Origin of the sequence: Paracoccus sp. pheM1, assembly GCF_018499825.1 — a bacterium.
GTDB lineage: Bacteria > Pseudomonadota > Alphaproteobacteria > Rhodobacterales > Rhodobacteraceae > Paracoccus > Paracoccus versutus.
The window spans coordinates 889,059-914,198 of the sequence record NZ_JAGXCX010000002.1; the positions used below are offsets into that span (position 1 = coordinate 889,059).

The window sequence follows — 25,140 nt, forward strand, 5'->3', positions numbered from 1 at the left end:
GGATCAGCCGGGCAGGCGCGTGCCGATCCCCTGCCCCGACGCGGCGCGCAGCAGCCGCGCCGCCAGCGCGATGTCGAAGATGTTCAGCCCGAAGCTCGAAAAATAGACCGACTCGCCCGGCGCGGGCCGCCAGCCGTCGCAAAGGATGGCCGGCAGGTCGGCCGCGACCTGTGCGGGATCGAAAAGCCCCGCCCGATACATCTGGAACAGGCTCTTGGCACTGGTCCGGGCGAACTCGCCCCACAGGTCGCAAGTCACCCGGTCAAAGGCGGCGATGCCCGCGAAGCTCATCTCGTGAAAGCCTATCTGAAGGACCAGCCGGCCGCCGGTCGCCGCTTCGGGACCAAGGAAGGGCTGAGGCGCGGAACTGCACATCAGCACCGCCTCGGCATTCGCGATGGCCTGCTCGGGATCTGGATGGACGGTGATCCCCGGCCCCAGCCGCTCGACCTCGCGACCCGAGCGGCTCCAGACAGCGATCCGCTCAAGGTCCGGGAACAGGGCGCGCAGCATGGCGAGATGCGCCCGCGCCTGCGCACCCGCGCCCAGCAAGGCGATCCGCCGCAGACCGGGCCGCAATGCGCGCAGCACATGGGCCGAAACGGCGGCCGTCCGCACCCGCGTCAGCAGCGCCGCTTCCACCATGCCCAAGGGCCGGGCGGTGGCCAGATCCTCGATCAGCGTGGTCGACGTGATGGCCTCGCCGTCCTCGGGTGCCGCGGGCCGATGCACGGTCCATTTGATCCCGGCGGCGGCAAAGCGGCCCCCAAGCCGGGCCGGAAGCCCGTATGCCTTGGCGCGCGGATCATCGCCAAGCGGCAGCACGGATTCGGCAACCATCTCCGCATCGCCCCGACGCAACAGCCGCACGGCCTCGGCCACATCGTCCAGCGCGGCCTGCCAGTCCAGCGCGCCGACGCGAAGCAGATCCTTGCGTCCCAGCCAGATCATGCCGCCATCCCTTGGATCCATGCCGAGACCGAGGCGATGAAACGGCCAAACCCCTCGATATGCAGGAACTCGTTGACGCCATGCGCATTGCCGCCCCGCCCCGAGCCACCGATCAGGAAGCTTTCGGTATGGCGGCCGAAGGCATAGGCCGGCGCGGCGCCGATCGCCCAGGGCCAGACCTGCGGCGCCGGACCACCGGCATAGGCATCGTGCAGGGCGCGGACGCCGGCAGCGGACTCGAGAACCCGCGCGCCCGGATAGCTGTCATCGACGCACAGCGCAGCCCCGGCAAAGGCAGGCTCGGCGGCCAGCAGGTCGCGGATGCCGGCGACAAGTGCATCCGGTGCAAGGCTGGGCGGGGCGCGCAGATCGAACGCGGCCGTGGCCGCCGCGGGGATGACCGCGTCGCCGGCTACGGGATCGGTCGCCAAGGTGGCGATGTTGAAGGAAGCCGTGGTCAGGACATGGCGCAACAAAGCCTCGGGATCGAGGCAGCCGTATCGGGGCCGGGCGAAACAGGCTGCATGCCGGAAGCGCAGTTCGGCCGCAGGATCGAAATCCCGCGCCAGCGCCGCGACCACGCGCGCCGCATCGGCATCCAGATCTATCTGCGCAAGCTCTCCGGTCTCGGGTCCGCCGATCCTTGCCAGCACATCGACCAGAACCCGTGCGGGATTGGCGATCCATGGCGCATTCGAGGAATGGATGGCCCGCGCAGGGCCGCCCCAGCCCCCCGCAGCCACCTCCAGCCTGCCCTTGGCCATGCCGGAAAACCCCAGGTACAGCCGGGGCGGCCCGCCGCCATATTCGCAGAAGGACGGGAACAACGCCCCTGCCGAAGGTCGCAGCGGGCAGTCCGGCGCCGCCAGCCAGCGGCGCAACGCGGGCGAGGCGCGCTCTTCCTGCCCGTCCAGCAGGATTTCGACATTGACGCGCAGCCGGCCGGAGCGCTTCAGGTCGCGCAGCGCGATCAGCATGCCGGCCAGCGGCCCCTTGTTGTTCTCGGCCCCACGCGCGACGAAGGCACGGCCGATACCGGGCATATCCGCGATGCCGCCCGCCCAGGGGTCGTGCAGCCAGCCCTCGGGCGTGGCGGGCATGACGTCGTACATGTTGTAAAGCAGCACCGTGCGGGCCGAGCCGCTGTCGATCCGCGCATGGATCACCGGTGCCGGCTCGGTTTCGGACGGAGAAGAGGACAGCAGCGCCGCGCCCAGTTCGCCGGACAGCCAGGATCGCAACTCGCGGGCCTGCCGCATCTGGCTGGCGGGATCGCCGGCGTGCGATGGGATCGCGCACCAGCGCGCCGTCAGGGCAAGGGCATCATCCAGCGCGCTCACAGCCGGATCCGGGGGTTGAGCCAGGTATAGGCAATATCGACCAGGAAATTGGCTATGACGAAAACGGCGGCGGTGAACAGCACCACCGCCTGCACGACGGGGAAATCGCGGTTCTGGATCGCCTCGACCGCCAGCCTTCCGATGCCCGGCCAGGCAAAGACGATCTCGGTCACCAGCGCCCCGCCCAGAAGCGCCGCGAAATACATGCCCTGCACGGTGATCACCGGGATCATGGCATTGCGCAACCCGTGCCGCACGACGATCCGCCACTGGCCAAGCCCCTTGGCGCGGGCGGTTCGGATATAGTTCTGGCCCAGCACCTCGATCAGCGAGGCGCGGACCAGCCGGGTCATGGCCGACACATAATAGGCTCCCAGCGCGATGGACGGCATGACCAGATGCTGCCAGCCCCCCATCCCCGACGAGGGCAGCCACCGCAGGCGCAGCGAGAAGAGCAGGATCATCAGCAGCGCAAGCCAGAAGACCGGCACCGCCTGCCCCAGCAGGGCGATGACGCGAATGACGAAATCCAGCCCCGAATTCTTGCGCACGGCCGAGACGACCCCCAGCACCATGCCGATGGCCGAGGACCAGATGAGCGCCGAAAGGGCCAAAAGCGCGGTCGCCGGCAGGCGCTCCCACAAGAGATCGGTCGCCGGCCGCTGATAGCGCAGCGACAGGCCCAGTTCGCCTTGAAGCAGGTTGCCGAGAAAACGCAGATACTGCAGCCAGATCGGATCGTCGAAGCCCATGGCCCGGCGAAACGCTTCGATCTCGGCTTGGCTGGCGTCGGGCGACATCATCAGCGCGGCGGGATCGCCGGTCAGGAACAGCGCGAAAAAGACCAGCGCCGACACGCCCAGCATCACCACCAACCCCTGAAGCGCACGCGAAAGCAGAAAGCGCAGACCCTTCATGGCAGTTACGACATCTTCATATCGGCCCGGCGGACCAGCCAGTCGCCAAGCAGGTTGCAGCCGACCACTACCGCCCCGATCATCAGGCCAGGATACAGCACCAGCCAGTCGGCAATCAGGATGAAGGATCGCCCCTCGCCGATCAGGTTGCCAAGCGTCGGCCAGGGCGGCTGCACGCCGAGGCCCAGAAAGCCGACCGAGGCCTCAAGGATGATGAGGCGTGGCAGGTCCAGCGTCAGCAGCACGGTCAGCGGGGCAACGATATTGGGCAGGACATGGCGGAGGATGATCGTGCCGTCGCTCTGGCCGATGGCACGGGCGGCCTCGACATATTCCAGTTCGCGCACCGCCAGGGTCTGCCCCCGCGCGACGCGCGCGAACACCGCCCAACCCGTCAGCCCCAGGATCGCCACCAGGTTGGCGATGCTTGGCCCAAGGATCGCCACGAACAGCAGGATCAGAAGGATGAAGGGAATCGCCAGCTGGATGTCCACCAGCCGCATGATCAGCACGTCCACCCAGCCGCCGAAATAACCCGCAACCATGCCCAGGATCGTGCCCAGAACGACCGAGATCGCGGCCGAGGCCAGCACGATCCCCAGCGAGATCAGCGTGCCCAAGCCCAGCCGGGCCAACAGATCCCGGCCAAGCTGGTCGGAGCCAAGCGGATGCAGCCCCGCCTCGGTCATCGTCATCGGAGGCTTGAACGTGGCGGTCAGGGTGCCGCGCAGCGGGTCCAGGGGCCAGAACAGCGGCACAAGGATGCTGACCGTCACGACCGCGACGATCAAAAGCACCGCAAACACGGCATCCTCGTTTCCCCGCAGCCTTGCCCCGGTCCACATCCCGTCAGTCCTTCGTGATGTCGAACAGGACGATGCGGGCATCCGGGCGGCCCTCGAAATGCACGTCCGACGCACGGCCCAGCAGTGCGTCCTCGCGGTAAAGCGAGATCAGCGGCACTTCCCTCGCGGCAAGTTCCTGCACCTCATGCAGCACTTTTTCGCGCGCGGCAGGATCGACGACCTGCCGGCTTTCGTCCAAGAGCCGGTCCAGCTCAGGCAAGGTCGCGCCGGAATAAGGCTCGCCCGAGCGCATGATGGCATAGATCGCTGCATCGGCATCCAGCGTCTGCGTCGAGCCCCAGCCCAGCATGTAGATCGGGCCGTCGAAGGGCTGCTTCTGCGTATAGACCGACCATTCCAGCACCTGCTGGTTCACCTTGACGCCGACATCGCCAAGCTGCTGGGCAATGGCCTGCGCCACCTCGTTGTTCTTCATATAACGGGTTGAGGATTGCATGGTGATCTCGAAACCGTCGGGAAGGCCCGCTTCGGCCAGCAGCTTGCGCGAAAGCTCGGGGTCGTAGGCGGGGACCGGCAGGTCAAGATAGCCGAAATCGCTCTTGCCGACCTGACCTCCGACCGGAGTTGCCATGCCTTGCAGCAGGTTGTCGGTGATCCCCTGGCGGTCGATCGCGTGATTCAGCGCCTGACGCACCTTCACGTCATCCAGTGGCTCCTTGTCCATGCGCAAGCCAAGATAGATCGTCAGGCCGCCATCCTTGACCTGGACAAGCTCCACATCGGGAGAAGCGGTCAGCATCGGCGCCAGATCCACCGGCACGTCCTCGATCAGGTCCACCTCGCCGGTGACGAGCGCGGTGATGCGGGCGGTGCTATCGGGAATCGGGCGCCAGGTCACTTCGTCCAGCGCCGGCTTGCCGCGCCAGTAGTTCTCGTTGGCCGCCAGCACCACCCGCTCATCGGGCACGAATTCCACGAACCGGTAGGCGCCGGTTCCCACCGGCTGCGAGGCGAACTTGGCATCGCCCATCTCCGCTACGTATTTCGGCGGCACGATGTAGGCGGGATAGCGGCTCATCCGGGTCGGCAGCAGGGGATCGGGCGCCGACGTCGTGATGCGCACGGTCAGCGGGTCCACCACCTCGACCGACGCGACGGTGCGGATATAGGATATCGCCGGCGAGTTCGCCGCAGGGTCCAGCACGCGGTCGAGGGTGAACTTGACCGCCTCGGCATCGAAGGGCTCGCCATTGTGGAAGGTGACGCCTTCCCGCAGCTTGAATTCCCAGGTCAGATCATCGACAGCGCGCCATTCGGTGGCCAGGCCGGGGACAAGGTTCATCTGCTTGTCGCGCATGACCAGCGTGTCGAAGATGTTGTCCACGATGGTCGCGGCCTCGCGCATGAAGCCCGGGTCCATCGCATTGGTCGAGACGGCGCGGCCGATGACCAGTTCCGTGTCCTGTGCAAGAGCGGGGATCGCAGGGATCGCGAGCGCGACCCCGAGTGTCAGAGCGGAAAGAAGACGCATCAGTTTTCTCCTGTTGGTGGGCCACCCCTTGCCTGACCATCATTCCGGCGGAATCGCCTTTGCGCAAGTGAAAATATATCATATATTGTCATTCGGCATGCGACTTCTGCGCTTGTGCTGATAGGATGTGCATTGTGTCACGCGAGGAATGGCATTGGATTTTGAAGCATTTGAACAGGTGCCCCGCCGCAGCCTGGTTTCGCATGTCGAGGCGCAGATCCGCGACGCATTGGTCGAAGGCAGGCTCGCACCCGGCACGCGGCTTGTGACGAAGGAACTGGCCGACAGGCTGGGAACGTCGATCACCCCGGCGCGCGAAGCGCTTGTGCGTTTCGCGGCTTCGGGCATTCTTGCGGCCGAGCCGGCGTCCTCCTTCCGGGTTCCAGAACTGACCGAGGAGCGGCACGAGGAAATCAGGCTGATCCGCAAGCGTGTCGAGGGGCTGGCAGCCGAAATGGCAACGCAGCGAATCGCCGATGAGGGCATCGCCCGGCTCGAAGCACAGATCGCCGCCTATACCGACTTGCGTCACGCACCGGATCTGCATCTGGCCCTGAAAGCCAACAAGGAGTTGCGCTTCACCCTTTACGCGGCTGCCGGGATGCCAGTGCTGCTTCAACTCATCGAGACACTCTGGCTACGAGCCGGGCCTGGCTTTGCCTATCTGCCCCGCAGTATCGGCGCCGCCGGCGAGGATCACCAGAATTACACCCATCTTGTCCAGGCCCTTCGCGCACGCGATTCCCTCGCGGCCAGCGCTGCCATCATGCGGGCGATCGACGATGGGGCCGATCAAGTGCTGTCTGCGTTGCGCCGCCGACAGGAAGCATAAGCATTGGCGAACGCGCTCCGCCTGTGCGGATGAATAGTGTGGCGCGCCATTGCGCAAGGCCGCGGGCTTGCAGGGCCATTTCTTCAGCTGTCCTCTTGACCTTCTTGGCTACCGAACGACATGACGGTTTCGACGGGTCCGCGGCCCATGTTGCGGTAGCCGAGATGGGGCCGCTCGGCAGGCAGCAAGAATTGTATCGGCCAAATCGAGTCCGGCAAGCCGAAGTCGCAGTTCGCATGGGCCGCTGCCTCCTTGATCGCGGCCATCGCGACGATCAGGTCGGACGTGATCGAGGGCGTCTTACCGGCAATCGGCAAGTTCTCGACCGCGCGCAGGGTATGGACACCCGAGTATGCGGGTGCGGGAACTTCCCCGCTCCCGATCGAATCGTGCTTGACACGTATGGAAGTGGAATCAGGAATGGCGATGGCTATGCCGCCTCTCATGTTGTAGAAGGTGCCCCCGCAACGGTGCTGCGAGGACGCTTGGCCAATCGGCCCAGATGCATCCCCTCACCCGGTCATACCGTATGGGGCAAGACCGCATTGCGCTCGCCCAGCTTGATGAAGGTCGACTTGACCTCGGTATATTCCAGAAGGCCGTCGATGCCATTCTCGCGACCGATGCCCGATTGCTTGAAGCCGCCGAAGGGCATCTGCACCGAGGTTTCCAGGAAGGTATTCACGAAGACCGTGCCCGAGCGCAGCCGGCGCGAGACCAGGATCGCCTTGTCCAGATCCTTGGTCCAAAGCCCGTTGCCGAGACCATAGACCGTGTCGTTGGCCAGCGCCACCGCCTCGTCCACCGTCCTGAAAGTGGTCACGGTCAACACGGGTCCAAAGATTTCCTCGCGGAAGATACGCATGTCCGGGGTCACATTGGTGAAGATCGTCGGCATGACGAAATAGCCCTTAGCGAGCGCGCCCTGATCTGCACGGCTGCCGCCGACGGCAACGGTCGCCCCCTCGGCCTTGCCAATTTCCAGGTAGTTCATCACCTGGTCGAACTGCGCCTGATGGATCATCGCGGCCTGGTCGGCATCCTCGTCCAGCGGCAGGCCGGTGCGGATCTTGCGGGTGCGCTCGACAAGGCGCGAGACGAACGCATCGGCCACGGATTCCTCGATCAGCAGGCGGGCACCGCAGACGCATTCCTCGCCCTGGTTCAGGACATAGCCGAACAGCACGCCATCGACAGCCGCATCCAGATCGGCATCGGCAAAGACGACGTTCGCAGCCTTGCCGCCCAGTTCCAGCGCGACGCGCTTGACGCTGTCGGCACAGGTGCGGGCAATGGCCTTGCCCACCTTCGTCGAACCGGTGAAGGAGATCATGTCCACCTCGGGGTGGCGGGTCATCGCCTCGCCCACCACGCCGCCCGTTCCCGTCACGACGTTGTAGACACCCTTCGGCAACCCGGCGCGGATGGCCAGTTTCGCCACTTCGAGCGCGGTGCCCGAGGTCAGTTCCGAGGGCTTGACTACCACCGAGCAGCCTGCCGCCAGCGCATAGGGCAGCTTCTGGAACAGCGTGACCATGGGGAAGTTCCAGGGCACGATCATGCCAACCACACCGCGCGGCTCGCGGCTGACCAGGCCCAGCGCCTGCGGGCCGACATTCTCGAACGCCTCGCCATGCAGCTGCAGACCCAGCGCGGCGGCATAGCGCAGCATGGATACGGAGTGCTCGATCTCACCGCGGGCGAAACGGATCGGCTTGCCGGATTCCTCGGCCTCGATGACCGCCAGCCGCTCCAGGTCGGCGGCGATCAGGTCGCCCCAGGCGTTCAGGATGGCCGATTTCTGCGTGGCGGCCATCTGTCGCCAGGGACCATGCTCGAAAGCCTCGCGCGCAGCGCGGACGGCGGCGTCCAGATCCTCGGCAGTGCCGGCGGCGAAATCGGCCAGCGCCGCGCCATGGGCGGGCGAATGGCGGCGGATCGTCTCGCCAGAGGCGCCGGGACGCTCGGCCCCGTCGATGAAATGGACATAGCTGCGAACGGTCATCGTGAATCCTTCCTTATGCGTTCAGCGATCAAGACCCACCGCGCGGACCTTGTCGCCCGGGGCGATGACCCCGATCGTGTCTCCGGCGCGGAGGGTGGTGCGGTCGGTCACCACGACATATTTCGTATCGCCCGACAGCAGGTAGATGTTGGTGGTCTGGCCCAGCGGCTCGACCAGCTCGACGATGCCCTCGACCGAGCCGGGCGTGCCAGCGGCGACGCATTGCAGATGTTCGGGGCGGATGCCGACGGCGAAATGGCCGTGACGGTCGGCCATGGCGCGGGCGCGTTCACGCTCGGCATCGTCCAGCGCGTCGCCGAAGCCCTGGACCTGGCAGACGACGCGGCCGTTGTTGGCCAGCTCGGCCTTGAACAGGTTCATCGGCGGCGAGCCGATGAAATCCGCGACGAAACAGGTCGCCGGGCGGTCATAGACCTGAAGCGGCGGCGCCACCTGTACCATGTCGCCCTTGCGCATGACGGCGATGCGGTCGGCCATCGACATGGCCTCGATCTGGTCATGGGTGACATAGATGGTGGTAATGCCCAGGTCGGTGACCAGCTTCTTGATCTCGGTTCGCATCACGGCGCGCAGCTTGGCGTCGAGGTTCGACAGCGGCTCGTCCATCAGGAACACCTTGGGATTGCGCACCAGCGCGCGGGCCAGCGACACCCGCTGGCGCTGGCCACCCGACATCTGCGCCGGCTTGCGGCCAAGATAGTCGGAAATGCCCAGGCGGCCCGCCGTCTCCTCGACCTTCCTGCGCCGCTCGGCGGGGGCAAGCTTGCGGATCTTCAAGGGAAACTCGATGTTCTGGAACACCGTCATGTTGGGATAGAGGCCATAATCCTGAAAGGCCATGGCGATGTCGCGGTGGCGCGGCTCGGCATGGGTCATGTCGCGGCCGTTGATGAAGATCCGGCCCTCGCTGGCGGTCTCAAGCCCCGCGACCATGCGCAGGGTGGTGGTCTTGCCGCAGCCCGAGGGGCCGAGCATGACGAAGAACTCGCCGTCCGCGATATCCACCGACACGCCGTTGACGACGGTCAGGCTGCCGAAGCGCTTGTAGATGTTCTTGATCTCGATACCCATGGGATCAGCCTTTCACCGCGCCAAGCGTCAGGCCGCGGACAAGATAGCGTTGCATCATCAGGACCAGCACGACGACCGGCAGCGACATCACCACCCCCGCCGCCGAGGCCAGGCCCCAGGCGATGGCCTTGGGCTTGATCGCATTGGCGGCGATCACCGGCAGGGTCTTGGCGTTCTGCGAGGTCAGCATCGAGGCCAGCAGGAACTCGTTCCAGGCGAACATGAAGACGATGACCATCGTGGCGGCGAGCCCCGGCAGCAGCAACGGCAGGGTGACCCGCCAGAAGGTCTGGAACCGCGAGCAGCCGTCGATCATCGCGGCCTCCTCGATGGATTGCGGGATGTCCTGGATGAAGACGCGCATCACCCAGACCACGAAGGGCAGGCCCGCGAGGCCATAGGCGGCGGCAAGCAGCCAATAGGTGTCGAAGATTCCCAGTGCGCGGGCGATGATGAACATCGGGATGACGCTGACAATAGGCGGGAGCATGCGGATCGAGAGCACCTCGAAGGCGATGATCTCCTTGCCCTTCACGTCGAAGCGCGCCAGCGCATAGGCGGCCATGGTGCCGCAGACCATGGCGAGCGTGGTGGCCAGCCCGACGATCACGGCGCTGTTGACGAAAGCGTCGAAGGCGTCGAGCTCGCTGGCCAGCTTGGCATAGTTCTCGAATGTCGGGGTGAAGCTCCAGACCGGCGGGTATTGCGAGATGTCGAGTTCGCTCTTGACGGAGGAGCCTGCCATCCAGAACACCGGGAAGGCGAAGAAGGCCGTGGCGACCAGCGCCAGCGCATAGGCAGCGGCCAGCTTGACCGCACGGGACAGCAGGGGTTTTTGCGATGCCATGTCCGCCCTCCTCAGCGGTTTTCCTTGTCGGCCACCAGCTTCATGAAGCCGGTCAGGCGGACGAAGATCAGGACGACAAGCAACACGATGATCAGCACCAGCCAGGACAGCGCCGAGCCGTAGCCGAGATCGAAGAAGCGGAAGTTCACCCGTTGCAGATAGACGCTGACCAGGTCGGTCGAGAAATCCGGGCCGCCGCGGGTGATGATGTAGACCGTGTCATAGGTGCGGAACGCATCGACGATGCGCAGCAGCGTCGCGATCACGATCACCGGCTTCAGCATCGGCAGAGTGATCGAGAAGAAACTGCGCAGCGGCGAGGCGCCGTCGATGGCCGCCGCCTCGAACGGGCTTTTCGGCAGCGAGGAGATACCGGCAAAGACGATCAGGAACATGAAGGGCGTCCATTGCCAGATATCGACGAGGATCACCGACAGCAGCGCCGTCGAGGCATTGCTGGCCCAGAGCTGCGGCGGAATGCCGATCAGCCCCAGCAGATAGTTCAGCACGCCCAGGTCCGGCATCATCATCACGCGCCACGTGATGCCGACCGCGATGGGGGTGATCAGCATCGGCACCAGGATGATGGTGCGCAGCACGACGAAGCCCGGATGGCGCTGGTTGAACAGCACCGACAGCGCCACCGCCAGCACCAGCGAGGCCGCCACGCTGATGGCGGTGAAGATCAGCGTCAACCCGACCGCGTTCCAGAACTGTGGGTCCGAAAAGGCGCGGGCGTAATTCTCGAACCAGACGAAGCTGGAACCGCCGCCGAAGGTCGGGTTGTAGTTCGTCAGCGAGATATAGAGCGAATGCAGAAGCGGATAGAGCCCGACGACGGTCATGACGATCATCGTCGGCGCCAGCAGGAGCATCGCGATCCGACCCTCTCCCGCGCGCTGCGCCTTGTCGGCGGTCTTGGTGTCTGAACGAGCCATGGTTGGTCCCTTCGCGAAAAGCGGCGGGGCGCCGTGGTGGACGCGCCCCGCCCAGGCAGATCAGCGAATGACTCGCGCCAGGCGCGATTCGGCATCCGCCATCGCCTGTTCGGGGGTCTTGCGGCCGTTCACGCCCGCCAGGATCTCTTCGTAAAGCACGCGCTGCACCTCGACGGCGTTCTGCAACCGATAGGGCGGGATCGAGATCGGCGCGGTGCCGCGGGTCTCGAAATCGTGGAAGGCCTGCAACATCGGGATCGCCTCGACCGTCTGGGGGTTGTCGATGTCGCGCTGCAGGCAAAGCGAGGATTCGCCGGCCTCGCGGAACAGTTCATAGGCCCTGCCCTCGCTCATCCAGGCGAGGAAGCGATAGGCATCCTCGAGCTGTTCGGAAGCGGCATTGGCCATGATCGACCAGCCACCAACCATCTGCTGTTCATATCGTTCGGTCGGGGCAACGGTATACCCGAAGCGGCCCTTCATCGGTCCGTCCTCGATGCCGACGATCACGTCCGACCAGGTGATCATCATGGCAGCGCGGCCCTGCTGCATCAGCGACGAGCCCTCGGCATAGTCCAGCCCCTCGACCCCGTTCGGGGTATAGGGCAGCACCTCGCGCAGCCGCTCGATGGCACGGGCGCCCTGCCCTTCGCTGTTGAACACCGGTTTGTTGGCCTCATCCAGCACGCCGTCGTCATGGGGAGCGATCTGGGTCATGCCCATCAGGCGTGACCCCCAGTCGCCGCTCATATGCGCGTCCTGGCCTCCCAGCAGCAACACGTTGCCCGCGACATCCGAGGAATGCAGCTTCGCCGCAGCCTCTCGATAATCGTCCCAATTCTTCGGCACCTCGATGCCGGCCGCTTCCAGCAGATCCTTGCGATAGACGAAGACCGGGGTAGTCATCACCAGCGGCAGGCCCCAGCGTTTCCCCTCGTATTCGGTATAGGTCAGCGAGGCGGGGGCGAAGTTCTGCAGTTGCAGCTCTGGCAGCTCGGCATTGCCCGCCCGGATCTCGTCCAGCGGCGCGGCCCAGCCGTTGCGCATGGGCTGGCGGATCCAGAGATTGTCGGTAGTGAACAGGTCGAAGGTGGAGGAGCCCTGGCTAAGCTCGATCAGCAGCTTTTCGTAATGCGCCTCATAGGGATTGGCCTCGCCGGTGATCCGGGCGCCGTCATAGGCATCGGCGACCGATGCGGTCAGTGCCTCCGCCCATGCGGTATTGCTGTTGAGAATGTTGAGCGCCGCCCCGGATTGCGCAAAGACGCCGCGCGGCGCGGCGGCAAAGGCAGCCGTCAAGGCCGTCAGCGTCTTGAGCATGTGCCGGCGGGTAAAGTCGGAACGGGACTGAAATCGGGTCATGGTGCAACCTCCTGTGGGCGTGGCCGTGGGCGTTTCTTATCATGATTTGTAAACGTTTACTGTCCTCAGCATGCATCCCGTGTCAAGAAAAACTTGCCAATCCGTGTCATTTCGGGTCCGAGATAGGGGCAGGTGATTCAGAAAACTTGCAGCAAACAGGAGAAAACCCCGTGGCTAAGCCCAAATCCCAGGCAATCCAGGCGCGCCGGATCCGCCCGACGATCCATGACGTCGCCAAGGCGGCAGGGGTTTCCATCGCCACGGTGTCGCGCGCGCTCAATTCTCCCGATTCGGTGCGAAAGGAGTTGCGCGAGCGTGTGGTGGCTGCTGCTGATTCAATGGATTACATGGCCGATTCGGTAGGCAAGGCGCTGCGCCGCCAGCGCACCCAGATCATCAGCACCATGCTGCCCCGACTGGCAGACCCGCTGTTCTCGGCCGTGGCCAGCGCCATTCAGGAAACGCTGGAAGAAAACGGTTACCTGGGATTCGTGCAAACCTCGGGCTTCGACAACACGAACCTGTTCGACCGCGCGAAACGGCTGATCGAGCACGGCACCGAGGGGTTGATCATCTTCGGTCGAATCGACGATCAGCGCCTGCTGGACTATTGCCGCGCCCATCAACTGCCCTTGCTGTCTGCCTATTCCTATTTCGAAAAGTCCGAAGTGCCGACGATCGGCTTCGACAACTACCTTGCCACCCGGCAGCTGGTCGAAATGCTGCACACCTTGGGCCACAGCCGGATCGCCATGATCTCCGGCTCGGACAAGGGCAACGACCGGCAGCAATCCCGCATCCGCGCCTTTCGCGACATCAATGCCGAGCTGGGGCAGGAACCGGTGATCGAATTCACCCACATGGATTTCGACATGGCGGATGGCGGCGCCGCCCTGCGGCGAATCATGGAAAACCACCCCGAGACCACGGCGCTGGTCTGCAATCGTTGCGTGATCGCCTTCAGCGTCATGGTCGAGGCCCGCCGCCTGGGTATCGCCGTCCCCGAGCATCTGTCGCTGACGGGTTTCGACGATATCGACTATGCGGCGCTGTTCGACCCGTCCCTGACCACGGTCGCGGTTCCTTCGGAAAAGATCGGCCGCGCCGCCGCCAAGGCCATGATTGCGCATCTGGAAACCGGCGCTCCATTGGACAGCCGGCGCTTTGAGACCGAGGTGATCTTGCGCCGATCCGTCGCCCGCCCCCGCGCCCCGGCATAATTCTGCTTGACAGAAGGGGGTTGCTCCGTCAAATAAAGAAAACGTTTACAAATCATCTGAACGGGAGGTTCGCCATGCGCTTCAGGCGAATGGTCAATGTCGTCAGCGCCCATGCCGCCGGAGAACCCAACGACGTCATCACCGGCGGCGTGCTGAACGTGCCCGGCCAGACCATGTTCGACAAGATGACCTGGCTGCGGGACAAGGGCGACGACCTGCGCCTGTTCCTGCTCAATGATCCGCGCGGCAAGGTCAGCCTATGCATGAACCTGATCCTGCCCTCGAATAATCCCGAGGCGGATTTCGGCTTCGTCATCATGGAATCGGACTACTATGTGCCGATGTCGGGCACGAACACGATCTGCACCGTGACCGTCGCGCTCGAAACCGGCATGGTGCCGATGACCGAGCCCGAGACCCGCATCGTCCTGGAAGCGCCCGCCGGGCTGGTCCCCGTCACCGCGAAATGCCGCGACGGCAAGGTCGAAAGCGTCACCTTCGACAACGTGCCCTCTTTCGTCTTCGGCCTCGACCAGACCGTCGAGGTGCCGAACCTCGGCAGGCTGACGGTGGATGTCGCCTATGGCGGCATGATCTACGTGCTGGTCGATGCCGCGGCGGTCGGCTTCGAGATCAAGCCCGAAGAGGCCCGGCACATGGTCGAGATCGGCGAGCGCATCAAGGCGGCCGCCGCCGAACAGCTTCCCGCCATCCATCCGGAAAACCCCGGTATCCACACCATCAACCAGACGCTCTTCGCCGGCCCGCTGCTGGAAACCGAACGCGGCAAGGTCTCGAAGAACGGTGTGATCGTCTCGCCTGGGCGGCTGGACCGCTCGCCCTGCGGCACCGGAACCAGCGCCCGACTGGCGGTCCTGCATGCCCGCGGCCAGATCGCCGAGGGCGAGACCTTCATCCATCAAAGCATCATCGGCACCGAGTTCACCGGCACCGTCATCGGCACCACCAAGGTCGGCGCGTTGCCCGCGATCCGCCCCGCCATCACGGGCACGGCCTGGATCACCGGATTTCACCAGCATGTGCTGGATCCCGGCGATCCCTTCCCCACCGGCTACCGCCTGAACGACACCTGGTAAAAGGACCGCCTCATGGCCACGCTTCTGCGCGCCCCGAAGCGCAAGAAATACGATTACGTCGTCATCGGTTCCGGCTCTGCGGGCAGCGTCATGGCCTCGCGCCTGGCCGAGGACGGCCAGAACAGCGTCCTGCTGCTCGAGGCCGGCCCCTCGGACCAGCATATCCACATCCGCATGCCCGCCGCCCTGGGGCTGCCCCTGGGCAGCGATCGTTTCAACTGGCGCTTCGAATCCGAGCCCGAGCCGGGCCTGAACGGCCGCACCATCCTTGAAGCGCGCGGCAAGGTCTTGGGCGGCTCGTCCTCGATCAACGGCATGAACTGGGTGCGCGGCAATCCCTGGGATTACGACAACTGGGCCGCGATGGGGCTGGAGGGCTGGTCCTATGCCGAAATCCTGCCCTATTTCCGCCGCGCCGAAAGCTTCGACAAGGGCGCCAACGACTATCGCGGCGACAAGGGCCCGATGCTGGTCGAGACCTGCAAGGCCGAAGGCCCGCTCTACGACGCCTTCATCCAATCCGCCAAGCAGGCCGGCATGCGGCATGTCGAGGATCACAACGCCTATCGTCAGGAGGGCGTGCATATCACCCAGCGCAATGTCGGCAAGGGCATCCGCTGGAGCAGTTCGCAAGGCTATATCCACGCCCGCGGCGACCGGCCCAACCTGGACGTGGTGGTGGGCGGCCGACTGCTGAAGATCAATTTCTCGAACAGGCGGGCGACCCGCGCCGACATCCTCGTCAATGGCGAGCGGCAGGCGGTCGAGATCGACGGCGAGATCATCCTCTGCGCCGGCGCGCTGAACTCGCCGCAACTCTTGCAGCTTTCCGGCATCGGCCCGGCGGACATGTTGCGCAGCGTCGGCATCGACGTGCTGGCGGACATGCCGGGCGTGGGCGCAGGGCTCAAGGACCATGTCGCCGCGCCGGTGCAGTATCGCGCCACGCAGAACGTCTCGGCCGCCCGGCATCTGAACAATTTCGGCAAGCTCAAGCTGGGCCTGCAATGGCTGCTGGCCAAGAAGGGCCTCGGCGCCACGAATTTCTTCGAGGTCGGCGTCTTCATGCGCACCCGGCCGGAAATCGCCGTGCCGAACGTCCAGTTCGAATTCGTCCCCATGCTGGGCGAGATGCAGCACGGCAGCGTCAAGTTGGAGAACGGGTTCCAGTATTTCTTCAGCCTGATGCGGCCGAAAAGCGAGGGCAGGGTGTGGCTGCGCGACGCCCACCCGCTGTCCGCGCCGCGCTTCGTGTTCAACTATTTCGCGCATGAGGAGGACCGCCGCGACGCCATCGACGCCGTGCGCGCCATCCGGCATGTCGTCTCGCAGCCGGCCTGGGGCCCCTATCGCGGCGAAGAGGTCACGCCCGGCAAGCTGTTCCAGACCGACGAGCAGATCATGGAGTTCCTGCGCAAGGAGGCGGGGACGAACTATCACCCCTGCTGCTCGGCCCGCATGGGCAATGACGACAATTCCGTGGTCGATGCCCAGGCACGGGTGCATGGGTTTGACAACCTGCGCGTGGTCGATGCCTCGATCATGCCGGAAATTGTCAGCGGCAACCTGAATGCCCCCGTCATCATGATGGCCGAGAAACTGTCCGATATCGTGTTGGACAAGCAGCCCCTGCCGCGCTCGGACGCCCCCTATTACCGCCCCGAAGGAGATGCAGCATGATCCCGCCGAAGAAACCCGAATGGGCCGCCGATCCTGAAAACGACCTGGGCCAGATTCTGGTTCTTGGCCCGCAGGAGGGCAAGAATTTCTATCAGCCCGTGCCCGCCAACGGCAATATCTCGGTCCGTATCGCGCCGGAATTCGTGGATATCCAAAGCCCGTTCAGCATCGGCACCCAGACCCTGCCGCCCGGCGGCTATGTGCGCGAGCATTCGCACCCCGAACATGACGAGGCGCTGCATTTCATCCGCGGCACCGGCAAGGCCGTGGTGGATGGCGTCGAATATCCGATCGAGCCGGGCGTGACGATCTTTGTCGGCAGGAACCGCCGGCACATGTTCATCAACGACTCCGATGCCGAGTTGCATTGGCTGTGGTTCATCCAACCCAACGGGCTGGAGGTGTTCTTCGAAGAGGTCGGCCGGCCGGTGATCCCCGGAGAGCCCGATCCGACGCCCTTCCCCCGCCCCGACAACGTACTGGAGATCGAGCGCCGCACCGCCTTCGCACCGCAGCCCGCCGACCAGCGCCGGCCGGAGTAAGGCCGATGCCGGTCCACGTCGCCGATGACGGCTGCCGCATCCATTACCAGCTGGACGGCAACGGCCCGCCTTGCCTGCTGATTCCGGGCCTGGGCGGCGAGGCCGGATTCTGGCAAGGGGTCGCATCCACGATTGAAAACGATTACCACCTGATCCGCATCGACCATCGCGGCGCCGGCGGCAGTGATCGCCCCACGGGCGGTTATTCCATCCCCCGCATCATGCGGGACGTGCTGGGCGTGCTGGACGACCTGCATATCCGGCGCGCGCATGTCGTCGGACATTCGACCGGCGGCATGATCGCGCAGACCCTGGCGGTCGAGGCGCCGGAGCGCGTCGCCGGCCTCGTGCTCAGCGGCACATGGGAACGGGTGGATACCCGTTTCACCCGGCTGTTCCAGGCCCGGTTGGCGCTGCTGGAACAGGCCGGGCCGGTGGCCTATCACAAGCTGACCCAGGCACTCGGCTATGACGTCGGCTGGATCGAGGCCAATCGCGCCGCGCTGGACGCCGAGTTGGAGCAGGCCGAGGCGCGCCTGCAACCCATCGCGGTGCAGGCCGCCCGCATCCGCATGCTGATGGAACACGACGTCTTCGACCGGCTGGGCCGGATCACCGCGCCGACGCTGGTGATCGGCGGCAGCGACGATGCGCTGATCCCCTTCGCCTCGTCCGAGCGGCTGGCGGCGGCGATCTCCGGCGCGCGGCTTGCCTCGCTGCCGGGCGGGCATTTCTTTCCCAAGGCCTATCCGGCGCCCTATGCGGCGCTGCTGGCCGATTTTCTCAAGGAGATCGACATATGACCTCTCCGCTCATCGTCTCGATCGGATTCGGCGCCATGGCGCGCAGCCTTGCTGCATCGCTGGAAAAGGGCGACAGCGGCCTGCACCTGGGTGGCTTCCTGGTGCCCGAACACTTGCCGAACGACGCTCCCGCGGGGATGCAGCGCTGGAACAGCGTCGATGAACTGATCGCTGCCAAGCCCGATCTGGTCATCGAATGCGCCACGCATGAGGCGGTGCGCGAAACCGTGCCGCAACTTCTGGAAGCGGGTATCGACGTGGTGATCGTCTCGATCGGCGCGCTTGGCGATGCCGGAACCGTGGCGCGGATCGAAGCGGCGGCCAAGACGGGCCGTGCGCGCGCCATCGCGGTCTCGGGCGCCATTGGTGGGCTCGACGTGTTGCGCTCGGCCAAGCTCGCCGGGCTCGACAGCGTCGCCTATATCGGCAGAAAACCTCCAACAGCATGGAAGGGCACGCCGGCAGAACAGCTTCTGGACCTGCCAAACCTCAAGGAGGCGACCGTCTTCTACGAGGGCGATGCCGTCGAGGCCGCCCGCGACTATCCCAAGAATACCAACGTCACCGCCGCCGTGGCTCTGGCGGGGCTTGGCTTCAAGGACACCAGGGTGCGACTGATCGCCGATCCCGCCGCATCCGGCAACACGCATGAACTGGAAGCCAAAGGCGCGTTCGGCAGCTTCCACATCCTGCTGAACAACAAGCCGCTGCCCGAAAACCCGAAAACCTCCTGGCTTGCCGCGCTCAGCGTCGAACAGGCGGTGTTGCGTCATTTCAGCTCTCTGGAGGTTTGAACCATGGATATGCATCTCAAGGACAAGGTTGTCCTCGTCACCGGCGCGGGCGCCGGCATCGGCGCCGCCACGGCGAAGCTGTTCGTCGAGGAAGGCGCCAGGGTCGTGGTCGCCGACTATCTGGGCGATGCCGCCGGACAGGTCGCGGCCGAGCTGGGCGAAAACGCCCGTGCCTTCACCGTAGACGTTTCGAAGGCCGAGGATTGCAAGGCAATGGTCGATTTCGCCGTGGCCGAGTTCGGCGGGCTGGACGTGCTGGTGAACAATGCCGGGTGCGGCTCGCTGGGCACCGTCGAGACCCAGGACGAGGACGACTGGCGCAGCATCATCGACGTCAACCTGACAGGCGTCTACCTGTGCAGCAAATATGCCGTGCCGGCGCTGCGCAAGCGCGGCGGCGGCGCCATCGTCAACACCGCCTCGAACATCGCCATGGCGATGGCGATCAAGGACCGCGCCGCCTATGTCGCGGCCAAAGGCGGCGTCGCCTCGCTGACCCGCGCCATGGCGCTGGACTTCGCGGCGGACAACATCCGCGTGAACTCGGTGGCGCCGGGCGTGATCTGGTCGAACTATTACAACAAGATGCTGACGCAGGTTCCCGACCCCGAGGCTTTCAAGGCTGGGCTGCGCGCTCGCGCCCCCTCGAACAGCTGGGGGGAGCCCGACGACATCGCCTCGGCCATCGTCTGGCTGGCCTCTGACCGCGCCCGCTTCGCTGTCGGCACCATGCTGACCGTGGACGGCGGCGCCTCGATCTGGTGATGCGATGATCCTCGAGGAACGCGACTATCGCCTTGTGCAAGGCATGACAGGGCCTTTCCTGAAGGCCTATGAAACGCTCGGCCTGCCGGTGCAGCGCAAGCATCTGGGTGAGCCCGTGGGCTTCTTCACCACCGATATCGGCGAGCTGAACCATGTGGTCTCGATGTGGCGACATGACGACTACGCGCAGCGTAGCGCGCGGCGGGCAGCCATGCTGGCCGATCCAGACTGGCCGGCCTATCTGGACGCGATCAAGGGCATGATCGAGGTCCAGACCGTCCGCATCCTGGCACCGGCGCCATTTTCACCGCTGCGCTGATGCCGACTGCAAGGTCCGATGACTGGCGCGGCGCCGGCTTCATGCTGCTGGCAATGGCCGGTTACGGGCTGAACGACCTGATGGTCAAGCTTGTCGCCGCGCACCTCCCCGCCGCGATGATCCTGGCCATCAGGTCGGCCATGGCCGTGCTGCTTTTGTTGGGGCTATTGGCCCTGCGGCGCGAGATCTGGCAGATCCGTGCCAGCCTTACGGGCCGGGCGTTGCTGCGCGCCTTGCTGGATACCGGCGCCACCATCGGCTATGTCCACGCGCTCACCGGCCTGTCGCTGGCCAATGCGGCCGCGATCTACCAAATGACCCCCATCGTATTCATGCTGGCCAGCGCCGCCCTGCTGCGCGAAGCGATCCCGCGTAGCGGCTGGATCGGCACCGCCCTGGGCTTTGCCGGCGTGCTGCTGGTGATCCGGCCCGACGGCGCCATGCTCGACCCGCATGCGCTGGCGGTCGTCGTCGCAGTCCTGTGTTCGGTCGCGCGCGACCTGCTGATGCGGGACAGCCTGATGCCCTCGCCCATCTGCCTGGCGCTGCTGAGCGCGGCCTGCACCAGTCTTTTCGGGCTGGGTGCATTGACGACCGGCGGGACAGCCGCGCCGGAACCGGCGCAGGTCGGCCTGCTGGCGCTGGCGGCGACGGCCATCGCCGTGGGCTATGTCTTTCTGGCGCTGGCCACCGCGACGGGGGGAAGCGGCTTCGTCTCGCCCTTCCGCTACAGCATCCTGGTCTATGCGACTTTCCTGGGCATGGTGGTGCTGGGGCAATATCCCGATGCGCCGGCACTGCTGGGGATCGGGCTGATCCTGCTGGGCGGCGTCACCGTGGCGCTGCCCAGCAGCCGGCCGCGGCCCTAGCGGCCATTCACGCCGCCTCGCGATAGATGCGGCCGTCCTTCATGATCAGCGACAGGTTCTCGGGCGCCTGCAGCAGGCCCAGATCCTCCAGCGGATTGCCCCGCAGCGCGATCAGGTCGGCGCGCAGTCCCTCTTTCACCCGGCCGATCTGGTCCTGCATGTTGAACAGCGCCGCGGCGTTGCAGGTCGCCTGCCGGATCACCTCGGCGGCGGGCAGCACCTCGCCGCGAATGCGGAACTCCAGCGACTGGTGGCGGTGCAGCGGCCCGATCAGGTCGGTGCCGTAGACCATGGGCACGCCGTGCCGGGCGGCGATTTCCAGCTGCCGCGGCCCGGCGTCCAGGACCGGCCTGATCTTGGCGTGAAGCTCGGCCGGCATGCCGACCTGCAGGCCTTCCTCCCACATGGTGGTATAGGCCGAGAGCGTCGGCACCAGATAGGCCCCGGACTCGCGCATCAGCGCCGCGGTCTCGTCGTCCAGGAAATTGCCGTGCTCGATAGAGCGCACACCGCATTCCACCGCATGCCGGATGCAGCGGTTGGTATAGGCATGCGCCATGACATAGGTCGAGGCGTTCCCGGCCTCCTCAACCGCCGCGCGGATCTCCTCGCGCGAGAACTGCACGTAATGGATCGGATCGGTATAGGAGGCGATGCCGCCGCCGACCATGAGCTTGACCTGATGCGCGCCGCGCCGGATCTCGTCCCGCACCGCCGCCCGGACCTCGGCCACGCCGTTGCAGATGCGGCCGAGGCTGGGGACATAGTAATGGTCGTCATGGGCGGTCTCGCCCGGGCCACGCATGTCGCCATGACCGCCAGATTGCGACAGCGCCTTGCCGGAATACAGGATGCGCGGGCTGGGGATCAGGTCTTCCTCGACCGCGCGGGCCAGGCCGAAATCGGCACCGCCCGCGTCGCGCACGGTGGTAAAGCCGCGCATCAGCATGTCCCGCAGGATCGGCATGGCCCGGATCGCGGTGTAGAAGGGCGACCATTTCGTCAGCAGCGCGAAGCTGTTCATCGGCACGATGACATGGACATGCGCGTCGCACAGCCCGGGCATCAGCGTGCGGCCCTTGAGGTCTATCACCCGCTCGGCCGTCCTGGCTCGGCTGCCGATCTCGGCGATGCGCCCCTCGGCGATCAGCACGTCGCAGGTCGCGGACAGGCTGCCGGCATCGACATCAAGGATGCTGGCGTTTTTCAGAAGGGTGGTGGTCATGCCGTGAGGTTCCGTTCATGCAGGGGGGACAGGGCCGCGGGGCGATAGATCCGCGCCGCCGTGCCCGAAAGAATCGCCATGCGCTCGGCGGCCGAATAGCCGCCCGTCACGGTCAGGTAGCCGTCGAAGATCTCGCGATAGCCGCGAAACAGCCGGTCAACCGGGAAGTTAGAACCCAGCATGACCCGGTCCGCGCCGAAGGCTTCGACCGTCACCTCCATGACGTGCCGCAACTCGGCCAGCGTCCAGTCCGGCTTCAGCATCGCCAGACCCGAGACCTTGGCACTGACATTGGGCAGTTCCGCCAGCCGCGTCATGCCCGCGCGCCATGCCCGCAGGTCGCCGTCGATCAGCCCGTCGGGCATGCCCGCCTGGTTCAGGATGATCTGCGTGTCTGGGAAGTCGTGCGCCAGTCGGGCGGCATCGTGCATCTGGCCAGGGAAGACCTGCAGGTCGAAGGACAGGCCCGCCGGCCCCAGTCGAGCGAAACCGCGCCGCCAGGCGGGATCGTCCATCAGGTCGCGGCGCACGCCGTAGCTGAGACGCGGGTTCTGGTGCCAGGCCAGGATCTGCCGCACGCCGCGGAACAGGGACGAGGCCGCCTGATGCGCCTCGATCAGCGCCGGCGCCTCGGGCGCGGCCAGATCGACCGCGCCGACGATGGCGTTCGGAAAGCCATGCGCCCGATGCGCGGCATCGGCGAAGCGGGTCTCGCCCACCGGGTCGCGCGGATCGAATCCGCCATCCAGATGCACCGTGCCGACCAGGTTCAGCCCAACGCTGTCGGCCAGGAAATCCCCGGCCAGATAGTTGCGGCGGATCGCGCTGGTGTCGCCCACGATGCTGGGCCTGCCCGGCCGCAGCCAGGGATAGTCATGCGCATCGATATCCCAAAGATGGTGATGCGCATCGATGATTGGCGGAGTTTCTGCGGGATTCATGGGCTTTTCATGGTTCCTTCTCTGCGGCCAGACTGCGGCGCGACGGGATGGATTGACAATCGGGCGGCAGTTGTAATCCCATGACTGAAAATCATGAGGCCGGCATGAAGACCCCGAATCCCGCCCCCCGCGACGCGGTCGAGCGCGAGGGCGACCTGCCCTCGGTCAGCGCGTTGCGCGCCTTCGTCATGGCGGCACAGTTCCGCAGCTTCTCGCGCGCGGCGGATGAGCTGGACATCACGCAGAGCGGCATCAGCCGCGCCGTGCGCAGCATCGAGGACATGGCCGGCACCCAGCTTTTCGAGCGCACCGGCCACGGGCTGGTGCTGACCGAGCCGGGCAGCATCTATTACGACGAGATCACCTCGATCCTCAGCGAGTTGGGCGCCGCAACGCTGCGGCTGTCCACCTATGCCGAGGTGGCGGACCAATTGACCATCGCCACCCTGCCCAGCCTCGGCGGGCGCTGGCTGGCGCCGCGCATCGGCCGGTTCATCGCCCAGAACCCCGCCATCGAGGTCTCGATCACCGCGCAGATCGGGCATTTCGATTTCGAGGGCAGCTCCATCGACGCCGCGATCCATTACGGCAACGAGGTCTGGGCGGGTTGCCTCAGCGAGATGCTGATGGACGAGGTGCTGGTCCCGTTCTGCGCGCCGGCGCTGCTGCGGGGCACGGTGCCGCAAGCCCGGCTGCTGCTGGACCTGCCGCTGATCCAGCACCTGCATCGTCCCACCGCCTGGCGCGAGTGGTTCCGCGAGGTCGGCATCGAACATCCCAACCCGACGCGCGGCATGCGGTTCGAACAGTATCAGATGGGGATCGAGGCGGCCAAGACCGGCCTTGGCGCGATCCTGATGCCGCCCTTCATGGTATCCGAGGAAATCCGGAACGGGCAGCTCGTGGCCCTGCACAACCTGCCCGTCGCCTCGCCCTGGCGCTATTACCTGGTCTATCCCAAGGCCAAGCGGTCCAAGCCGGCCGTGCAGAAGTTCCGCAGCTGGATCCGGGCCGAGGCGCGGCGCAGCCTGCAACAGACCGCGCAGATGATCGGCTGACCGCGCCCTGCCCTCCGGCGCTATCTCGCGCCGCCGCGGCGGGACAGCAGCGCATCCAGCACCACCGCCAGGGTCAGGATCGCGCCCTGCACCTCGAGCCGGGTCTGGGTCGAGGCGTTGATCAGCAGCATGCCGTTCGAGACCGAGCCGATGACCAAGGCACCGATCAGCGCCGCCCAGACCGAGCCGCGCCCGCCGAACAGGCTGACCCCGCCGATCACCGCCGCCGCGATGGCTTCCAGCAGCAAGGTGGTATCGGCCGAGTCCGGCGAGACCCCCAGCACCCGCCCCGCCGCGATCATGCCGCCCAGCGCTGCGAACAGCCCGGTCAGGGTGAAGGCGGCGATGCGCACGAAGGGCACCGAGATCCCGGCCCGTCGCGCCGCCTCGGCATTGGCGCCGACGGCGTAAAGGTAAAGGCCGAAACGCGTCTGCGTGGTGACATAGGAAAACGCGGCCAGCAGCACCAGCAGGAAGGCGACCAGACCCGGCACGCCGCGATAGGCATTGAAGACCGCGACGGCGGCTGCCCCCGCGATGGCGATGGCGGCGGTGGGCAGCAAGACCTCGCGCAGCAGCGAACCGCCAAGCGCCTGCTGGTGGCTCGCCCGCCAGGACTGCCAGGACAGGAACCCATAAAGCGCCGTCATCGCCCCAAGCAGCGCGATGCCCATGCCGGGCGACAGATACAGCGTCGCGATCTTGCCCAAGGGCGTGCCGACCAGCGAGATCAGGTTGGTGCCCTCGGGCAGCAGGTCAAGCAGGATGCCTTGCAGGATCAGCGACATGCCCAGGGTCACGATGAAGGCAGGCGCCCGGAACCAGGTGACGATCACCCCCTGCAAGGCGCCGATCCCCGCACCGACGCCCAGGCCGACCAGGAGGGCGATGCCGATATCCACGCCGGCATTGACCGCAAGCCCGGCCGAGATCGCGGCCGAGACCGCCCCCGAGGCAGCGACCGACAGGTCGATCTCGCCGATGACCAGCACGAACATCAGCCCCAGCGCCACGATGGCGGTCACCACGATCTGCAGCGACAGGTTCGAAAGGTTGCGGGGGCTGATGAACAGCGGGTTCGCCCAGCTGAAATAGGTCCAGATCAGCGCCAGCGCGATCAGCACCGGCACCATGCGCCAGCGCGTGGCCAGCGCCGTCATCAGGTCGTGGCGGTTCATGGGGGGAAATCCTGTCCTGCCCGAGAGG

The 25,140-nt window shown here is 65.8% G+C and carries 25 protein-coding genes; 11 read left to right on the forward strand and 14 right to left on the reverse strand.

What is annotated here, in order from left to right; all coding sequences use genetic code 11:
* Positions 1-3: 3 nt before the first annotated feature.
* Genes KF941_RS18500 through KF941_RS18520 form a run of 5 tightly spaced genes read right to left on the reverse strand, consistent with a single transcriptional unit; the run spans position 4 to position 5,545 of the window.
* The gene (locus tag KF941_RS18500) at positions 4-951 is read right to left on the reverse strand and encodes a hypothetical protein (protein WP_214274163.1); all 948 of its coding nucleotides are present in this window, start codon (positions 949-951) and stop codon (positions 4-6) included.
* The gene (locus tag KF941_RS18505) at positions 948-2,291 is read right to left on the reverse strand and encodes a M20/M25/M40 family metallo-hydrolase (protein ID WP_072463437.1); all 1,344 of its coding nucleotides are present in this window, start codon (positions 2,289-2,291) and stop codon (positions 948-950) included. Before KF941_RS18505 ends, KF941_RS18500 begins: the two co-directional genes overlap by 4 nt.
* Positions 2,288-3,208 (reverse strand): ABC transporter permease, encoded by a 921-nt coding sequence (locus KF941_RS18510; RefSeq protein WP_214274164.1) that lies wholly within the window; start codon positions 3,206-3,208, stop codon positions 2,288-2,290. Before KF941_RS18510 ends, KF941_RS18505 begins: the two co-directional genes overlap by 4 nt.
* A 5-nt stretch (positions 3,209-3,213) precedes the next feature.
* A complete protein-coding gene (locus KF941_RS18515; RefSeq protein ID WP_214274165.1) occupies positions 3,214-4,053 on the reverse strand; it encodes an ABC transporter permease in 840 nt (279 codons plus the stop codon).
* A 4-nt stretch (positions 4,054-4,057) separates the two neighbouring features.
* Positions 4,058-5,545: an ABC transporter substrate-binding protein gene (locus KF941_RS18520; RefSeq protein ID WP_214274166.1), complete on the reverse strand. Its 1,488-nt coding sequence runs from the start codon at positions 5,543-5,545 to the stop codon at positions 4,058-4,060.
* Between the two features lie 154 nt (positions 5,546-5,699).
* On the opposite strand from KF941_RS18520, the gene KF941_RS18525 reads away from it, so the two are divergent.
* Positions 5,700-6,377, forward strand: a complete 678-nt coding sequence (locus KF941_RS18525; RefSeq protein WP_208861539.1) for an FCD domain-containing protein — start codon at positions 5,700-5,702, stop codon at positions 6,375-6,377.
* Between the two features lie 83 nt (positions 6,378-6,460).
* Here KF941_RS18525 and KF941_RS18530 read toward each other — a convergent pair whose 3' ends face one another.
* The 6 genes from KF941_RS18530 to KF941_RS18555 form a co-directional block, all read right to left on the reverse strand.
* A complete protein-coding gene (locus tag KF941_RS18530) occupies positions 6,461-6,823 on the reverse strand; it encodes a hypothetical protein (RefSeq protein ID WP_214274643.1) in 363 nt (120 codons plus the stop codon).
* 74 nt (positions 6,824-6,897) lie between these two features.
* On the reverse strand, positions 6,898-8,382 hold the full coding sequence (locus KF941_RS18535; protein ID WP_114537783.1) for an aldehyde dehydrogenase family protein: 1,485 nt from the start codon (positions 8,380-8,382) through the stop codon (positions 6,898-6,900).
* 21 nt (positions 8,383-8,403) lie between these two features.
* Positions 8,404-9,474 carry an ABC transporter ATP-binding protein gene (locus KF941_RS18540; protein ID WP_214274167.1) on the reverse strand — a complete coding sequence of 357 codons (1,071 nt, stop codon included), beginning with the start codon at positions 9,472-9,474 and terminating at the stop codon, positions 8,404-8,406.
* A 4-nt stretch (positions 9,475-9,478) separates the two neighbouring features.
* Positions 9,479-10,321, reverse strand: coding sequence for a carbohydrate ABC transporter permease (locus tag KF941_RS18545; protein ID WP_036752857.1), 843 nt, complete (start codon positions 10,319-10,321; stop codon positions 9,479-9,481).
* A gap of 11 nt (positions 10,322-10,332) precedes the next feature.
* Positions 10,333-11,259 (reverse strand): sugar ABC transporter permease, encoded by a 927-nt coding sequence (locus KF941_RS18550; protein WP_052095805.1) that lies wholly within the window; start codon positions 11,257-11,259, stop codon positions 10,333-10,335.
* Between the two features lie 60 nt (positions 11,260-11,319).
* Positions 11,320-12,621, reverse strand: a complete 1,302-nt coding sequence (locus tag KF941_RS18555) for an extracellular solute-binding protein (RefSeq protein ID WP_181820621.1) — start codon at positions 12,619-12,621, stop codon at positions 11,320-11,322.
* 41 nt (positions 12,622-12,662) lie between these two features.
* Between KF941_RS18555 and KF941_RS18560 the strand changes: the two genes are divergently transcribed.
* The 9 genes from KF941_RS18560 to KF941_RS18600 all read left to right on the forward strand — a co-directional run bounded on the left by KF941_RS18560 (position 12,663) and on the right by KF941_RS18600 (position 20,710).
* Positions 12,663-13,841 (forward strand): substrate-binding domain-containing protein, encoded by a 1,179-nt coding sequence (locus KF941_RS18560; RefSeq protein ID WP_214274168.1) that lies wholly within the window; start codon positions 12,663-12,665, stop codon positions 13,839-13,841.
* Positions 13,842-13,915: 74 nt separating this feature from the next.
* Positions 13,916-14,938, forward strand: a complete 1,023-nt coding sequence (locus KF941_RS18565) for a proline racemase family protein (protein ID WP_036752848.1) — start codon at positions 13,916-13,918, stop codon at positions 14,936-14,938.
* 12 nt (positions 14,939-14,950) lie between these two features.
* Entirely contained in the window at positions 14,951-16,618 is a 1,668-nt protein-coding gene (locus KF941_RS18570; protein ID WP_214274169.1) for a choline dehydrogenase, read from the forward strand.
* On the forward strand, positions 16,615-17,160 hold the full coding sequence (locus KF941_RS18575; protein WP_072463606.1) for a cupin domain-containing protein: 546 nt from the start codon (positions 16,615-16,617) through the stop codon (positions 17,158-17,160). Before KF941_RS18570 ends, KF941_RS18575 begins: the two co-directional genes overlap by 4 nt.
* A 5-nt stretch (positions 17,161-17,165) precedes the next feature.
* Positions 17,166-17,963, forward strand: coding sequence for an alpha/beta hydrolase (locus KF941_RS18580; protein ID WP_214274170.1), 798 nt, complete (start codon positions 17,166-17,168; stop codon positions 17,961-17,963).
* The gene (locus tag KF941_RS18585) at positions 17,960-18,757 is read left to right on the forward strand and encodes an aspartate dehydrogenase (RefSeq protein WP_036752840.1); all 798 of its coding nucleotides are present in this window, start codon (positions 17,960-17,962) and stop codon (positions 18,755-18,757) included. Before KF941_RS18580 ends, KF941_RS18585 begins: the two co-directional genes overlap by 4 nt.
* 3 nt (positions 18,758-18,760) lie before the next feature.
* Positions 18,761-19,522: an SDR family oxidoreductase gene (locus tag KF941_RS18590; protein WP_214274171.1), complete on the forward strand. Its 762-nt coding sequence runs from the start codon at positions 18,761-18,763 to the stop codon at positions 19,520-19,522.
* Between the two features lie 4 nt (positions 19,523-19,526).
* Positions 19,527-19,841 carry an NIPSNAP family protein gene (locus tag KF941_RS18595; RefSeq protein WP_036752838.1) on the forward strand — a complete coding sequence of 105 codons (315 nt, stop codon included), beginning with the start codon at positions 19,527-19,529 and terminating at the stop codon, positions 19,839-19,841.
* Positions 19,841-20,710 (forward strand): DMT family transporter, encoded by an 870-nt coding sequence (locus KF941_RS18600; protein WP_214274172.1) that lies wholly within the window; start codon positions 19,841-19,843, stop codon positions 20,708-20,710. The genes KF941_RS18595 and KF941_RS18600 overlap by 1 nt, the downstream gene beginning before the upstream one ends.
* Before the next feature lie 7 nt (positions 20,711-20,717).
* On the opposite strand, the gene KF941_RS18605 is transcribed toward KF941_RS18600, so the two are convergent.
* Together KF941_RS18605 and KF941_RS18610 are read right to left on the reverse strand one after the other, a co-directional pair.
* Positions 20,718-21,935 carry an amidohydrolase family protein gene (locus KF941_RS18605; RefSeq protein ID WP_214274173.1) on the reverse strand — a complete coding sequence of 406 codons (1,218 nt, stop codon included), beginning with the start codon at positions 21,933-21,935 and terminating at the stop codon, positions 20,718-20,720.
* Positions 21,932-22,876, reverse strand: coding sequence for an amidohydrolase family protein (locus KF941_RS18610; RefSeq protein ID WP_214274174.1), 945 nt, complete (start codon positions 22,874-22,876; stop codon positions 21,932-21,934). Before KF941_RS18610 ends, KF941_RS18605 begins: the two co-directional genes overlap by 4 nt.
* Positions 22,877-22,980: 104 nt before the next feature.
* Here KF941_RS18610 and KF941_RS18615 point away from each other — a divergent pair, with 104 nt between their 5' ends.
* Positions 22,981-23,934: a LysR family transcriptional regulator gene (locus KF941_RS18615; protein ID WP_166436100.1), complete on the forward strand. Its 954-nt coding sequence runs from the start codon at positions 22,981-22,983 to the stop codon at positions 23,932-23,934.
* Positions 23,935-23,954: 20 nt separating this feature from the next.
* Here KF941_RS18615 and KF941_RS18620 read toward each other — a convergent pair whose 3' ends face one another.
* The gene (locus KF941_RS18620) at positions 23,955-25,112 is read right to left on the reverse strand and encodes an inner-membrane translocator (RefSeq protein WP_240540488.1); all 1,158 of its coding nucleotides are present in this window, start codon (positions 25,110-25,112) and stop codon (positions 23,955-23,957) included.
* Positions 25,113-25,140 lie beyond the last annotated feature (28 nt).